Source organism: Gilliamella sp. BG7, from assembly GCF_046635565.1.
GTDB classification, from domain to species: domain Bacteria; phylum Pseudomonadota; class Gammaproteobacteria; order Enterobacterales; family Orbaceae; genus Gilliamella; species Gilliamella apicola_P.
In genome coordinates, this window is the sequence record NZ_JBIDFB010000001.1 from 215,748 (window position 1) to 232,148 (window position 16,401).

General features: G+C 34.4%; 10 protein-coding genes. 8 read left to right on the plus strand and 2 right to left on the minus strand.

The window, feature by feature from the left end:
- Positions 1–18: 18 nt before the first annotated feature.
- Entirely contained in the window at positions 19–1,035 is a 1,017-nt protein-coding gene (locus ACGH49_RS00950) for a zinc-binding alcohol dehydrogenase family protein (RefSeq protein WP_411587964.1), read from the plus strand.
- 68 nt (positions 1,036–1,103) lie between these two features.
- Complete coding sequence (locus tag ACGH49_RS00955) at positions 1,104–2,621, plus strand: UxaA family hydrolase (RefSeq protein WP_411587897.1); 1,518 nt, start codon at positions 1,104–1,106, stop codon at positions 2,619–2,621.
- Between the two features lie 111 nt (positions 2,622–2,732).
- Here ACGH49_RS00955 and lolA read toward each other — a convergent pair whose 3' ends face one another.
- Positions 2,733–3,326 (minus strand): outer membrane lipoprotein chaperone LolA, encoded by a 594-nt coding sequence (gene lolA / locus ACGH49_RS00960; protein ID WP_411587898.1) that lies wholly within the window; start codon positions 3,324–3,326, stop codon positions 2,733–2,735.
- A gap of 173 nt (positions 3,327–3,499) precedes the next feature.
- On the opposite strand from lolA, the gene ACGH49_RS00965 reads away from it, so the two are divergent.
- The 5 genes from ACGH49_RS00965 (at position 3,500) to ACGH49_RS00985 (ending at position 12,727) form a co-directional block, all read left to right on the plus strand.
- Positions 3,500–4,837, plus strand: coding sequence for a replication-associated recombination protein A (locus ACGH49_RS00965; RefSeq protein WP_411587900.1), 1,338 nt, complete (start codon positions 3,500–3,502; stop codon positions 4,835–4,837).
- Positions 4,838–5,381: 544 nt separating this feature from the next.
- Positions 5,382–7,670: a class 1a ribonucleoside-diphosphate reductase subunit alpha gene (gene nrdA, locus ACGH49_RS00970; protein WP_411587902.1), complete on the plus strand. Its 2,289-nt coding sequence runs from the start codon at positions 5,382–5,384 to the stop codon at positions 7,668–7,670.
- Positions 7,671–7,814: 144 nt separating this feature from the next.
- Positions 7,815–8,945, plus strand: coding sequence for a class Ia ribonucleoside-diphosphate reductase subunit beta (gene nrdB, locus ACGH49_RS00975; RefSeq protein ID WP_065589665.1), 1,131 nt, complete (start codon positions 7,815–7,817; stop codon positions 8,943–8,945).
- A 178-nt stretch (positions 8,946–9,123) separates the two neighbouring features.
- Positions 9,124–11,778 (plus strand): bifunctional uridylyltransferase/uridylyl-removing protein GlnD, encoded by a 2,655-nt coding sequence (gene glnD / locus ACGH49_RS00980; RefSeq protein WP_411587903.1) that lies wholly within the window; start codon positions 9,124–9,126, stop codon positions 11,776–11,778.
- Positions 11,779–11,803: 25 nt separating this feature from the next.
- A complete protein-coding gene (locus tag ACGH49_RS00985; RefSeq protein WP_411587905.1) occupies positions 11,804–12,727 on the plus strand; it encodes an AEC family transporter in 924 nt (307 codons plus the stop codon).
- A 90-nt stretch (positions 12,728–12,817) separates the two neighbouring features.
- Here the strand turns inward: ACGH49_RS00985 and ACGH49_RS00990 are convergent, their stop codons facing one another.
- Complete coding sequence (locus tag ACGH49_RS00990) at positions 12,818–13,507, minus strand: HD domain-containing protein (RefSeq protein ID WP_065575275.1); 690 nt, start codon at positions 13,505–13,507, stop codon at positions 12,818–12,820.
- A 290-nt stretch (positions 13,508–13,797) separates the two neighbouring features.
- On the opposite strand from ACGH49_RS00990, the gene mprF reads away from it, so the two are divergent.
- Positions 13,798–16,401, plus strand: a complete 2,604-nt coding sequence (gene mprF, locus ACGH49_RS00995) for a bifunctional lysylphosphatidylglycerol flippase/synthetase MprF (RefSeq protein ID WP_411587907.1) — start codon at positions 13,798–13,800, stop codon at positions 16,399–16,401.

Here is a 16,401-nt window from a genome sequence, read left to right on the forward strand (position 1 = left end):
GTCAAATTAATGCCTAAAATGAAATATATTGTTATTCCAGAACCTGGAAAAGTTGAAATCAAAGAAATGGAAAAACCCACTTTACAAAAGGGAGAAGCAATCTTAAGAGTATTATATGGTGGGATTTGTGGTTCAGACATGGGGACGTACAAAGGTACTTTTCTTTATGCTAGTTATCCTCGCATTCCTGGTCATGAATTTTCGGCCGAAGTTGTTGAAGTAGATGATAATGAGCATGGAATCGAAAAAGGGATGATTGTTACAGCAAATCCTTACTTTAATTGTGGTATATGTTACTCTTGCCGACGTGGGTTTATCAATTGCTGCACACGGAATCAAACACTTGGCGCACAGCGTGATGGTATTTTTAGAGAATATTACAGTATGCCAATTGAACGTATTTATGATGGTAAAGGATTAGATGCATTAACACTTTCAATGATTGAGCCATTTTGCATTAGCTATCATTCAGTTCAACGCACATCTGTAAAAGAAGGAGATAGAGTATTAATTGTTGGTGCCGGACCTATCGGTTTATTTGCTGTTATGGCTGCTATATTAAAAGGGGCTGAGGTTTATGTAAGTGACGTCATGCAATCACGATTAGATAAAGCTTTATCATTAGGTGCAAAAGGTGTTATTCGAACAGATAAAGAAAATTTTGAAGAAAAAGTAAAAAACTTCACTCAAGGTGATGGTTTTGATGTTTGCATTGAATGTGCTGGGTTACCACAAACTTTCCAAAATTGCATTGATGCCGCAGCTTACCAAGGTCGCATTGGTTTAGTTGGTGTTAGTAAGCAAAAATTAGATTTTGCCTTTACTCAAATTCAAACAAAAGAGTTAGATATTTTTGGTTCTCGTAATGCTCTCAAAAAAGACTTTATCGAATTAATCAATCTAGTCAGCTCAGGAAAATGTGATGTTAAAAAAATCATTACTGATGTATACCAATTAACTGATGCTGAAAAGGCATTCAAAGAAATGCAAGATGATCCTAGTGCTCGACTAAAATCAGTAATAAAAATCAGTTAACATAATAACAGTTTTCCAATTAATTCCGCTATAAAAATAGCGGAATTGTGCATTATAGGAATGAGTTTATGAAAAAAACAATTAAAATAAACGATAATGATAACGTCATTATTGCATTAGAGCCATTACATCAAGGCGATATAATCATTAGCGAACCATTGGTAACTCAACACCAAATCATTGTGTTACAGGATATTCCTTCAGGTCATAAAATAGCAATTAAACCAATTGAACAAGGTGAAAATATTGTAAAGTACGGTTTCCCTATTGGCCATGCAACACAGGCGATTAAAATAGGCGAACATGTACATACTCATAACGTAAAAACGAATCTTGGTAAGCTTAATGAGTATCAATATCAACCATCTATAAAGGAAATCTCAACACAAATTAGCGATAAAGAAGTCAATCTTTATCGAAGAAAAAATAAAGATGTTGGTATTCGTAATGAACTTTGGATCATTCCTACTGTGAGCTGTGTTAATGGTATTGCTGAACAGATTCGTAAACAGTTTTTAGCTGATATTTCTCAAGATCCCTTACAAAAATCATCTAATTTTGATGGTGTTCATCTACTTTCACACCCATATGGTTGTTCACAATTAGGTCTCGATCATCAAACCACTAAAACCATATTACAAGATATGGTCAAACATCCTAATGCAGGTGGTGTTTTAGTTATTGGTTTAGGTTGTGAAAATAATCAAGTTAAGGCATTTAAAGAAAGCCTTGGAGAGTATGATAATGAACGAGTGCGTTTCATGATCGCTCAAGACATTGAAGATGAAATTACAGAAGGTGTCAACTATTTGCACGAACTATATCAAATAATGAAATCTGATCAACGTCAACAAGGTAAACTAAGTGAACTTAAATTTGGCCTTGAATGTGGTGGCTCTGATGGATTATCTGGCATTACTGCTAACCCATTATTAGGCAAATTTTCTGATTATATAATTATACATGGCGGCACAAGTGTACTAACTGAAGTTCCCGAGATGTTCGGTGCAGAAACGATTTTAATGTCTCACTGTATTAATAAACAAACATTTGAAAAAACCGTAAATATGGTTAACAACTTCAAACATTATTTTATGTCATATAATCAACCTATTTACGAAAATCCCTCCCCAGGCAATAAAGTAGGCGGTATTACTACACTAGAAGACAAATCTTTAGGTTGCACACAAAAAGCGGGAAATAGTGCAGTTATTGATGTTTTAGAATATGGTGAAAGACTTCAAAAAACTGGGTTAAATTTATTATCTTCTCCTGGTAATGATGCTGTTGCAACAGGAGCATTAGCCGCAGCAGGCTGTCATATGGTGCTATTTTCCACAGGAAGAGGAACTCCTTATGGTGGTGTAGTACCAACCGTAAAAATTTCAACCAATTCAGCTCTGGCTCAAAAAAAGAAGAACTGGATTGATTTTGATGCTGGGCAATTAGTAAATGGGGTCAAAATGGACAAATTATTAGAACAATTTATTGATCTAATTATACAACTTGTTAATGGTAAACAAACATGTAATGAAATTAATCAATTTAGAGATTTATCTATTTTTAAAAATGGAGTGATTGAATAATTTTCTCTTATCTTGTTATGATTGCTCAAATTTAATTTTTAATATAACTCTTGATGAAAACTGAACAAAAAGTAACTTATTATATATTAAATTTGAGCGGAAGATAATCAATTAACGCTGGTCATCAACAGTTACACCTGCTGGCGGAGTAAATTTAAATTTATCTAATGCGACTTTACCTAGTGTTTGTCGAAACAAGTCATAAAAACTACGTTGGCCATCTTCTTCTATAATAGTAAAGTTAGAAATCATACCTGTAGGTAATACCGAAATAATAAAGTCTTGATTAGACCCATCTGTTGGTTTTAGGGTAAACGAATCTTGTTTACGAGTGACATTATAAACATTCCAAATTGGGTTCTGACTGTCAGTAATTAGTAACATTAATCGGTTATCAATCGCTTTTTTCAAGTCCATTACACTAACTTGTTGAACTGCTGGTGTATATACCCACATATTCTTTCCATCAGAAATAATCGATGTTTCATCAGGTTCATTCATCGTCCAATTAAAATAGTAAGGTCTACTAACCCATAAATCGCCTTTACCTTCTTGTACTTGTTGATTATCGGCCGTTTTCACATCTTGCGAAAACCTTGCATAAAACCCGTCAATTTTATCTAAACGTTGTTGTAATACTTCTTTATCGCCAGCCCATGCAGATAAACTAACTAATGCTCCAATTAAAAGTAAAAACTTTTTCATAGCCAATCCTTATGTATTTCTTCTATAAAAATATGTTAAATATATTTTGATTACTATATAAGATTGAAATATTACCGTTTTTATTCTAGTGGGGAAAGATATTTTCTTTTTTCACTTACAAAATAACAAGTATATAATAGGTTTTATTTTACAAATGCGGATAAATACCTGCCATGCCGAGTATGTCTTTTGAATTTACTACTGATGAATTTAAACCATTAGCAGCTAGAATGCGCCCACGTAATCTAGCTGAATATATAGGTCAATCTCATCTATTGGGGAAAGATAAACCGCTACCAAAAGCAATTGAAGCTGGAAATTTACACTCAATGATCCTTTGGGGGCCGCCTGGCACTGGCAAAACAACTTTAGCTGAAATTATTGCTCATCATGCTAATGCTAAAGTTGAACGAGTTTCTGCCGTTACATCTGGCATAAAAGATATTCGTGAAGCAATTGAACGTGCTAAAATTAATCAGCAAGTAGGGATCCGCACTATATTATTTGTTGACGAAGTTCATCGTTTTAATAAAAGTCAACAAGATGCGTTTTTGCCTTATGTCGAAAACGGTACTGTTACGTTTATTGGAGCAACAACTGAAAACCCATCATTTGAATTAAATTCTGCGTTATTATCTCGTGCAAGAGTCTATTTACTCAAATCATTAACCAACCATGACATTGAACAAATTTTACAGCAGGCAATGGATGATCCTAAGCGTGGTTATGGTAATAAAAACATCAATCTACCTGAAGAAATAAAAAAACAAATTGCAGAATTCGTTGGTGGCGATGCGAGGCGAGCACTCAATACTCTTGAACTATTAATTGACATGTCAGATGGGCATGAACTTACACCTGATTTACTCAAAGAAGTTATGGGAGAACGTAGTGCGAGATTCGATAATCAAGGCGATCGTTTTTACGATTTAATTTCCGCGGTACATAAATCAATACGTGGTTCCGCACCTGATGCCGCTCTTTATTGGTATGCCAGAATTATCTCTGCTGGGGGGGATCCGCTTTATGTTGCACGTCGATTATTAGCCATTGCTTCGGAAGATGTTGGTAATGCCGATCCTAGAGCTATGCAAGTCGCGCTTGCCGCATGGGACTGCTTTACAAGAGTTGGTCCTGCTGAAGGTGAACGTGCAATTGCACAAGCAATCATCTATATTGCTTGTGCACCAAAAAGTAATGCTGTTTACCTTGCATTTAAACAAGCAATGACTGATGCCAAATCAAAACCTGATTACGATGTTCCTGAGCATTTACGCAACGCCCCAACAAACTTAATGAAAAACTTAGGTTATGGCGCTGAGTATCGTTACGCCCACGATGAACCCAACGCTTTCGCAGCAGGTGAAAATTACTTCCCGCCAGAAATGGCTAATACAAAATATTATCGCCCAACAACTCGTGGTGCTGAAAAAAATTATACTGAAAAATTAGCATGGATAGAAGAACAAAACCTCTCAAGCTCTATTCAACGTTATAAGTCTAAAAAATAGAGGCTATGATTATTTTTATAAAAATATTTTGAAAGAATTTGATCTAATGAAATACTAAATCAATAATCTTCAACTAAAAATAAAAGAAGATAACAAAAATACTTGTAAAATAGAGAGTAGTATTTCTATGTACTAATTTGTGTACCCTACTTTCAAATCTTAAAATAATGTTAAAAACTTTCAGGAAAGTATGTGTTTGAGTATAAAATATTAAATAATAAAGTACTATTTATCTAAAAATAGCAATCAAATTCTTGTACAAAAAGTACATTTTAACTCATGCAAATTTTTACTTTGTCGATAATCAGTTAAATGATATCGATAGCACGACGTTAACTTGCATAAGTTATTCTTATCATTTTTTATGAAAAATAAATTTTAACTATTAAAATCAATAACGTTTTATTTTAATTAATAAATTTTAACCATTGATTAATAATACTACATATAGTGACAAATTCAATTAATAGGTACTATATATTGTATATTTTGATAAACATCAATTATCATAATTAAAAATATACTTTAACATTGGAATGAAAGAATGAATAAATCAATACTCGTTACCAAACGAGATGGAAAGAAAGAACCAATAAACCTTGATAAAATCCACCGTGTTATTACATGGGCTGCTGAAGGATTAGAAAATGTTTCTGTTTCTCAGGTTGAATTACGTTCACATATTCAATTTTATGATGGTATTCGTACATCGGATATTCATGAGACAATTATTCGTGCTGCAGCCGATCTGATCTCACAAGAAGCGCCAGACTATCAATATTTAGCCGCACGCTTAGCAATCTTTCATTTACGTAAAAAAGCCTTTAATCAATTTACCCCACCTTCACTTTATGAACATGTTAAAAAATTGGTCGATAACGAGCTTTATGATAAACACTTGCTTGAAGATTATACGCAAGAAGAATTTGAACAAATGGATAAGATTATCGATCACTGGCGAGATATGTCTTTTTCGTATGCCGCAGTTAAACAACTTGAAGGAAAATATCTAGTACAAAATCGTGTCACTGGCGAGATTTATGAAAGCGCGCAGTTTTTATATATTCTAGTTGCAGCTTGCCTTTTCGCTAATTATCCTAAAGATACACGTCTTAGTTATATCAAACGCTTTTATGATGTCGTTTCAACCTTTAAAATTTCGCTACCAACGCCAATTATGGCGGGGGTTCGTACTCCTACTCGACAGTTCAGTTCTTGCGTATTAATTGAATGTGATGATAGTTTAGATTCTATTAACGCCACAGCAAGCGCTATTGTTAAATATGTATCACAACGGGCAGGAATTGGAGTTAATGCAGGGCGAATTCGTGCGTTAGGAAGCTCAATTCGTGGTGGTGAAGCTTTTCATACAGGCTGCATTCCATTTTATAAATATTTCCAAACAGCGGTTAAATCTTGTTCGCAAGGTGGTGTGCGAGGAGGAGCAGCAACTGTTTTCTATCCTCTTTGGCATTTAGAAGTTGAAAGTTTATTAGTATTACGTAACAACCGTGGCGTTGAAGAAAATCGTGTCCGCCATTTAGACTATGGCGTACAAATCAATAAATTAATGTATCAACGTTTAATCAAAAACGAAAATATTACCTTATTTAGCCCATCGGACGTTCCTGGTCTTTATGATGCTTTCTTTGCCGATCAAGATAAATTTGAAACGCTTTATAAACAATATGAACAATATCCAAATATTCGCAAACGCGAAGTTAAAGCCGTTGAACTCTTTGCATTATTAATGCAAGAGCGCGCATCAACTGGGCGTATTTATATCCAAAATGTCGATCACTGTAATACTCACAGCCCATTTAATGCACAATTAGCACCTGTTCATCAATCTAATTTATGTATGGAAATTGCACTGCCAACAAAACCTCTTAATAACGTTAATGATGAACATGGCGAAATTGCCCTTTGCACATTATCAGCCTTTAATTTAGGTAAAATAGAATCTCTAGATGACTTTGAAGAGTTAGCCGATTTAGCGGTACGCGCTCTTGATTCACTACTTGATTACCAAAATTATCCTGTACCTGCAGCTCGTCATTCTTCATTAAATCGTCGTACATTAGGTATTGGTGTTATTAACTATGCCTATTATTTAGCAAAACATGGGGTTAAATATTCCGATGGCAGCGCCAACAATTTAACTCACCGTACCTTTGAAGCAATGCAATACTATTTGCTAAAAGCATCGAATAATCTAGCTAAAGAAAAGGGATCCTGCCCATTATTTAGTCAAACCACATATTCGCAAGGTATTTTACCTATTGATACTTATAAAAAAGATTTAGATACCATTACTAAAGAGCCATTACACTATGACTGGGAATCACTACGAGCATCAATTAAAACCTATGGACTTCGTAATTCGACATTATCGGCATTAATGCCATCAGAAACTTCGTCACAAATTTCCAATGCAACAAATGGTATTGAACCACCACGTGGTTTTATTAGTGTAAAAGCATCAAAAGATGGTATTTTAAAACAAGTGGTTCCTGAGTATAACCATCTGAAAAATTTTTACGAATTACTTTGGCAAATTCCAAATAACACTGGTTATTTACAATTAGTAGGCATCATGCAGAAATTTATTGATCAATCAATTTCTGCTAATACTAATTATGATCCGGCTAAGTTCCCAAATAATAAAGTACCCATGAAACAGCTATTATCAGACTTATTGACTGCTTATAAATTTGGCGTAAAAACACTCTATTATCATAATACACGCGATGGCGCTGAAGATATTCAAGGTGATATTGTTCCAACAACCCATTCGGATGATGGCTGTGAAGGTGGCGCTTGCAAAATTTAACCTTGATTAAAACTAAATAGCTACACGCTAAAATTCAATTTTTTATCGGGGAAAACTAGTAATTTCCCCATTCAACTTGCCTTTTACACTGTCAAAAGGAAGCGGTAAAAGCAACAGTAAATGAGTAGGAGTTCTTTTATGAGTATGAATTACAGTACCTTTTCGCAAGTGCATAACGACCAGCTTAAAGAACCAATGTTCCTTGGACAATCAGTGAATGTTGCGCGTTATGATCAACAAAAATATGAGATGTTTGAAAAGCTAATTGAAAAACAACTTTCTTTCTTTTGGCGCCCAGAAGAAGTCGATATTTCACAAGACCGTATTGATTATGCTGCGTTACCAGAGCATGAAAAACATATTTTTATCAGCAACTTAAAATATCAAACTCTGCTTGATTCTATCCAAGGCCGTAGCCCTAATGTTGCTTTACTGCCACTTATTTCAATACCTGAATTGGAAACATGGGTAGAAACTTGGTCGTTTTCTGAAACCATTCATTCTCGTTCATATACTCATATCATTCGTAATATCGTTAACGATCCATCTGTGGTTTTTGATGATATTGTCACAAATAAAGAAATTCAAAAACGTGCTGGGGACATTGCAGGTTATTATGATGATCTTATTAGCTATGCAAGTTACTATAATTTATTTGGTGAGGGTGAACATAACATCAATAATCGCACTGTTTGCATTAATTTACGTGAACTTAAAAAGAAACTTTACTTATGTTTAATGAGTGTCAATGCACTTGAGGCTATTCGCTTCTATGTTAGTTTTGCCTGCTCATTTGCTTTTGCTGAACGAGAACTAATGGAAGGGAATGCCAAAATCATTAAGCTTATTGCCCGCGACGAAGCGCTACATTTAACTGGCACTCAGTTTATGATCAACACACTACGCAGTGGTGAAGACGATCCCGAAATGGCTGAAATTGCCAAAGAATGTGAACAAGATTGTTATAAATTATTTTTACAAGCCGCTAATCAAGAAAAACAATGGGCAGAGTACCTGTTTGAAGGTGGCTCAATGATTGGTTTAAATAAAGATATATTATGCCAATATGTCGAGTATATAACGAACATTCGTATGCAAGCAGTCGGACTAAAATTACCCTTTGAAGCTAAATCCAATCCAATTCCATGGATTAATAACTGGCTTGTTTCTGATAATGTGCAAGTAGCACCACAAGAAGCCGAAATGAGCTCATATTTAGTTGGACAAATTGATTCTGAAATTAATGAAGATGATTTAAGCGATTTTACTTTATAATTTTATACTCAAACACATACTTACCTGAAACTTTTTTACAAAGGGAACAAATTATTGTTCCTTTTGTATAATTAATATCAATCACTAACAATTTGCTTTCTTATAACCGTAGCTTGACAGTCATTTAAAATCGGGTAACGATATAGTTATTGAATTGTCTTAATTTGATAATATAGCTATGACTAAAACCCATTTGTGTTACCCTGTCTCTCCTCTTGATTTCAGTGATGAACAGATAAATATTACATATCTAAAACAACAGATTGAGGAGTTTCAACAGTGGTCCATGGTTCAGTTTGAACAACAAGCTGACATTGATACCTTAGTGCATTTACGCAGTCAATTTATTGACCGTTTACTTGAGCGCTTATGGCGTTTTTATCAAATACCTAAACATGTTTCTTCCTTCTTTAAACGTAATCGTATCGCTTTGATTGCTGTTGGTGGTTATGGTCGAGCGGAATTACACCCACTGTCAGATATTGATATTTTAATTTTAAGTGATTATCCGTTAACTAAAGAGATAGAAAAACAGATCAGTGATTTAGTCCGCTTGTTATGGGATTTGCATTTAGATATAGGGCACAGTGTTAGAACATTAAGAATCTGCCTACAAGAAGCAAAAAATGATATCACAATAATGACTAATTTGATTGAATCAAGGCTTATTTCTGGCAATCAATTACTATTAGATGAACTACACAAGCAAATTTTTAGCGATAAAATCTGGCCGTCTCGTGCTTTTTATAAGGCAAAAATACAAGAACAACATGAACGTCATAAGCAATATCACAGCACCTCTTATAACCTAGAGCCTGATTTGAAAAATAGTCCGGGTGGATTGCGAGATATGCAAATTATTCAATGGATAGCGATTCGTCACTTTGGTGGCGAATTTCTACAAAAAATAGCTGATTTCAACTATTTAACCCCTGAAGATATTGAAGACTTTAAAACTTGTCGTAAATTTTTATGGAGAATACGTTTTGCGCTTCATTGTGTCATAACTCGTTATGATAATCGTTTGTTATTCGATCGTCAGTTAAGCATTGCTAACATGTTAGGTTATCAAGGCGAAGGTAATGCTCCTGTTGAGAAGATGATGCATGATTATTATCGTGTTGCTCACAATATTACTGAACTTAATCAAATGTTATTACAACTGTTTTATGAATCTATACTTGAACATAATCCACACAACAAACCTTACGATATTGATAAATATTTTCAAGTTCGAGACAACCTAATTGATGTAAAAGATAATGACATTTTCAAAAAAGATCCCGTCATGATTATGCAGCTTTTTCACACTATTTTGTTGAATCCTCAAGTTATAGGACTGTATTCTAATACAATTAGACAGTTACGTTCCGCTCGGCGCACACTAACCACTTTACTTTGTGAAGATGCAAAAGCAAGAGCGTTTTTTATGTCGATTATCAAGCACCCAGATGCAATTAATAAAGCCATTTTACCAATGCATAAATACGGTATACTTTCTGTCTATATACCGGGTTGGAAGCATATATCTGGTATGATGCAATTTGATCTGTTCCATGCTTACACTGTTGATGAACATACCATCCGCTTACTGCTTGAACTTGATAGTCTTAAAACCGAAAGTGGCAAACAAAAACATCCTAATAGTGCAAAAGTATTTGCTAAATTACCTAAACTCGAATTATTGGTAATTGCTGGTCTATTTCATGATATTGGCAAAGGTAGGCATGGCGATCACTCGGAAATTGGCGCTCATTTAGTTGAAAAATTTTGTCAACTACACGAACTCGAAACCAAAGATACTGATTTAATTTGCTGGTTAGTACGTTATCACCTACTGATGTCTGTTACCGCCCAAAGCAGAGATTTACAAGATCCTGCGGTAATTGGAGAATTTGTTCAATTGGTCAAAAGTAAGCGTCGCTTACAGTATTTGTTATGCCTAACAGTAGCTGATGTTTGTGCTACAAACGAAACGCTTTGGAATAATTGGAAACAAAGTTTAATGCGCGAACTCTATCTTAGTGCAGCAAGTTCCTTTGACTCTGGTATACACCAAATACCCGAACAGCGAAGTGTTGCACGTAAAAATAAGCAAGAGGCATTAACCATTTTAGTTAAACAAAATTATGATGAACAAATTATTAAAGAGCTTTGGCAAAACTATCGCATTGACTACTTTGTCCGTTATACAACCGAACAAATTGTATGGCATGCAAAAATTTTATTGCAACATGACTTGGGCAAAACATTAGTAGCCATAAATCCAAATCCATCTCATGGTGGTAGTGAGCTTTTTATTTATTCGCCAGATAGACCTTATCTATTTGCAACTGTGTGTAATACGCTAAGTATGCATAATTTAACTATTCATGATGCACTTATCATTACGAATAAAAAAGGATTTGCACTCGATACATTTATCGTATTAGAGCCTAATGGACAGACTGTACAAGAAGATAGAAACCAAGGTCTAGTAAATGCACTTGATAAAGCACTACAACAACCTGTATACAAACCTGTCACCATAAAACCACCGAAACAACGATTGCGATCGTTTTCAGTGCCGACTCAGGTTAACTTTCTTTCAGCCTTTAATGACAGCCAAACCTATATGAAGCTCATAGCACTTGATAGACCGGGATTGCTGGCTTGTGTGGGCGAAATATTTGCTAATTTAGATTTATCATTACGTAGCGCTAAAATAGCAACTATCGGCGAACATATTGAAGATCTGTTTATTCTAACTGATAAAAACAATCAAGCGCTTGATGATGAAACATGTCAAAAACTTCGAGAATCAATCATTATAACTCTTGATTCAATGAATTAATTTAATTAACCAAAAGATATAACTTATGCAATTTTTTATTATCTTATTTCCTATTTTTTGTATCTTTATTGTAGGTTTTATCGCACAAAAAGCCTTAAAATTTGATGTCGCCAACTTATCGAAAATGTCACTTTATGTGCTATCGCCCTTTTTGGCATTTAAAACGTTTTATACTCATACTTTAACCACAGATTATCTATTTTATATTGGTTATGTCTTTGGTTTATGCTTTTCATTAGTCATTATCGTCTCAATTTGGTCGATACTCATGAAGTATTCAGTTAAAGAGCGCTGTGCAATGATTTTGAGTTCCTGTTTTATGAACAATGGTAACTATGGTACTCCTGTACTATTAATCTTTTTTGGAGCAGTCGGCTTTGATCTTGGCGTAATAATGATGGTATTACAACAGTTTGTAATGAGCACTGTCGGCATTTACTATGCGGCTAAAGGTAGCGCTCATAATGATATTGTAAATCAAAAAGACGTTATTAATAAAGTTATTCGCATGCCTGTAGCGTATGGTGCTTTTTTAGGTATTATTTTCCAATTGTGTCACATCCCTTTATCTAAATCGATTATGACTTCAATCGGAATGATCGGTGACGCATCAATTGTAGTGATCATGATTATTTTGGGCATGCAACTGGCAAAAATAAAACTTACTCAGCTTGATTATCCTAAAATCTCATTTGCCTTGCTTGCACGTATGGTGATTTCACCAATTGTGGCATTTTGTATGGTTTACTTTATGCCAATTGAGCCTGTTTATAAACAAGTTTTAATTGTCCTAGCTGCAATGCCAAGTGCCGCCAATACCACATTAATGTCAGTACAATTTGATAGTCACCCAGAACTGGTATCAAGTGCGACCTTGCTCAGTACTTTATTAAGCTTGATCACTCTTCCTATTGTGCTTGGATTAGTTGGAACACCAATTCCATTTTAGTAAAACCTGTCTTTTTAAAAGAGGCAGGTGTTATACAAATTTTTCAAAAATTAATTATTCATACTCTAACTATTATCGATAAACTAATTTTCAGTAAGAATAATCCTCTCCTTGCCATTCTTTTTCAAATTGTTTAACAAACTGAACTAAAAAATGATGTCTTGGCTCGGCTAGCTTTTTAGCTATGGGGGTATTCATCATATCTTTAAGTAAAAAAAGTTTTTCATAAAAATGATTAATAACGGTATTAGGATGTTTATAATTATTTTCATCCAGTGAAGTTCGTGGTGAAATATTAGGATCGTACATAATATTATGCTTATTACCGCCATAATAAAAGGTGCGAGCAATACCAATTGCACCCAATGCATCTAAACGATCGGCATCTTGTACGATCTGCCCTTCTAGTGATAATTCTTTTTTCTGATTAAGATTTTTTCGATATGACATATTCTCGATGATAGCAAAAATCATCTTAATTTCGGTGTCGGTAAGTGTTAGAGACGTTAAATAATCACGCAATTCCATTATTGCTTGACTCACATCAGCAACCACTTTTTCATCAATCACATCATGTAAATAAGCGCTAACAATCACAATAAAACCGTTCGCTTTTGGTTCATGCTGTAAAATCTTTTTTGCTAACTTTACAACACGTTCAATGTGCGCCATATCATGACCAGAAAAATCATTGGATAGTTTCTGTTTAACAAAAGATTGAACATCCAAAACAAGCTTTTGTTGTTCCTTTGTTAAGAAGGTATTTGATAATTCGTTCATCTCATTTTTACTCAACAAATTAATTAAAGACAGAATGATAAACACATAAAAATTTTATGTATATATATGCTAAATAATTAGCAAATACGTTATTTAATATAGTAAATCAATATCAATTTAGGCTAAATAGATAGTCTTATTATTTTTATATGAAATATCTACATATAGAAAAACATTGAATGTAAATATTTTTTATCTTTTTTTTATTTTATCACGATTGTTTTCACTAAAATGGAAAGGTAGAATGCGCACATCAAAATATTATCAAAGCAAATATTGGAGTTGATTAAGTGAAAATATCAACGCGTAAAGTTTTGCCTTGGCAGTTAATAGAATACTTCACTCGTTATCGCCAATTTATAGCTCTACTATTTGGTCTATCTATTTTTTTTATAGCACTGATTGTGTGTTGGCACTTACTTAAGGCAATCAATCTTAATGAACTAAAAAGAGCTATTCATCACCTTTCAATGCCTACAATTTTATTTTCGTGTTTATCTGCCATTGGTAGTTATTTAATGTTGATCTGCTACGAATGGTCAGCTGCACGTTATGCGGGCGTCAAATTGAAACCCACAACTATTGTACTAGGCGGAATTTGTGCCTCAGCTATCGGTAATGCAATCGGATTGTCGGCATTATCTGGTGGTGCGGTGCGTTGTCGTCTCTATTTTAAACAAGGATTAACAACTATTGATGTTGCCAGAATGTCAATTTTTGTTACCTTATCATTAGGATTCACTTTACCATTATTAGCAGCGATTACCGCTTTAATTCATCCCAAAAATACGATGTTAGCTTTGCATTTATCAGCAAATAGTGTGTGGATAATTGCATGTAGCGTAATTTGCTTTTATGGTGTGCTATTTATCTTTTTGCAAAATAACCGATTAGCAGAAAAACCAAATAACAACACCCAATTATATCAATTATTTCGATGGCCTATCCGTCTTCCTAATCTTCGTTTAGCATCTTACCAATTTATTATTACTCTATTTGATGCCATTTTAGCTGGGGCAGTACTTTATTTTCTTTTACCAAAACACCCTGATTTTGTCACCTTTATTATGATCTATATTCTGGCGTTAGTAGCTGGAGTATTGAGTCACGTTCCTGGTGGTGTTGGTGTATTTGAAGCCATTATGCTAGCAGCATTCTCATCCGAAATTAATATAGCTTCATTAACCGTTGCATTAATCATTTATCGCATTATTTATATTTTAATCCCCCTTATTTTGGCAGCTATTTTACTTTTAATAAATGAAGGAAAACATTTTTTAACCGCACCTCAAGTCAAAGAGACAGAAACAGGAATTGCAGCGCCCATCATGGCGGCAGCTGTATTTTTTGCCGGTGTGGTGATGATGTTTTCAAGTGTACTCCCTGGGTTTAATCACCATTTAGTCAGCACCTTTATCCCCAGTAAAATAGTCAATATTGCTCATCTAATTGCAAGTTTAATTGGCGTTTTATGCTTATTACTTGCGGTAGGAATAAGACGAAGACTCTATTTTGCATGGGGCATTTCAATTATTTTATTATTCTTAGGTAGTATCTGCTCACTTTTACGCGGATTACATTGGATTGAAGCCAGTGTATTATTAATTATAGCAATATTATTAATCCATTTTAAACATGCTTTCTATCGTAAAAGTCGATTAAGCATATTACCTTTTTCAATTAAATCCTTTGTCATCTGCTTTTGCATTATTGCGCTTTTTGTATGGCTAATTTTATTTATATATCAAGATATTCCTTATAGTCACGATTTATGGTGGCAATTTGAGTTAGACAGCCGAGTACCGCGTGCACTTCGTGCCGCTTTAGGCAGTTTTATTTTGTTAAGCTTTATTATGTTGTTTTGGTTATTTCGCCCTGCGCCACCAATTCTAACTCAACCTGAACAAAACGAGCTAAATAAAGCTTATCAAATTATTTTAGATTCAAAACAACCTGAAGGTGGGCTAGCCATGAGCGGCGATAAGTCATTACTTTTCAATGAATCACAAACTGCTTTTATAATGTATGCCAAGCGAGGAAGAAGCATGATTGCTCTTTATGATCCAATTGGGAACAGTACTGATCGAGCCAATTTAATTTGGACTTTTCGAGATTTGTGCGATCAACATAATCTTCGTCCGGTTTTTTATCAAGTTAAAGCAGCAAATTTACCTTTTTATATGGATATTGGTCTTAGAACTATTAAGCTTGGTGAAGAAGCCTTAGTTAATTTAAAACAATTTGATTTAAGCTCAAAAGATTATAAAGATCTTCGCTACACGTGGAATCGAGGTCAACGAGATGGTCTATCTTTAGTATTTTATTCTCCAGGTACAGCACCACTTGATGAATTAAAAGTAGTTTCAGATGCATGGTTAAAAAGCAAACACGCTAAAGAAAAGCAATTTTCGTTAGGCGCTTTTTCTGAACAATACTTGAATAATTTCACTATTGCGGCAATAAAATATGAAGGTCGTATTATTGCTTTTGTAAATCTACTAGAAACAAATCAAAACTATAGTGCAAGCATTGATTTAATGCGTGTTGTCCAAGATATTCCTAAATTAACTATGGAGTTTTTAATGGTTGGGTTGATTTTACATTATCAACAAAAAGATTTTATATTCTTCAGTTTAGGGATGGTTCCACTTGCAGGTATGCAAAGACGTCGAGGCGCTCCCATGATACAAAGACTAGGTGCACTAGTTTTTAGACGAGGTGGACGTTTTTATAACTTCCAAGGATTACGTCGCTTTAAAGAGAAGTTTGCAACACACTGGGAACCACGTTATATGGCCGCTCCAGCAGGGCTTGATCCTTTAGTTGCAATCATTGATACCACCATGCTAATTTCAGGCGGAATAACGGGATTAAAAAAGAATAAGAGATCATAA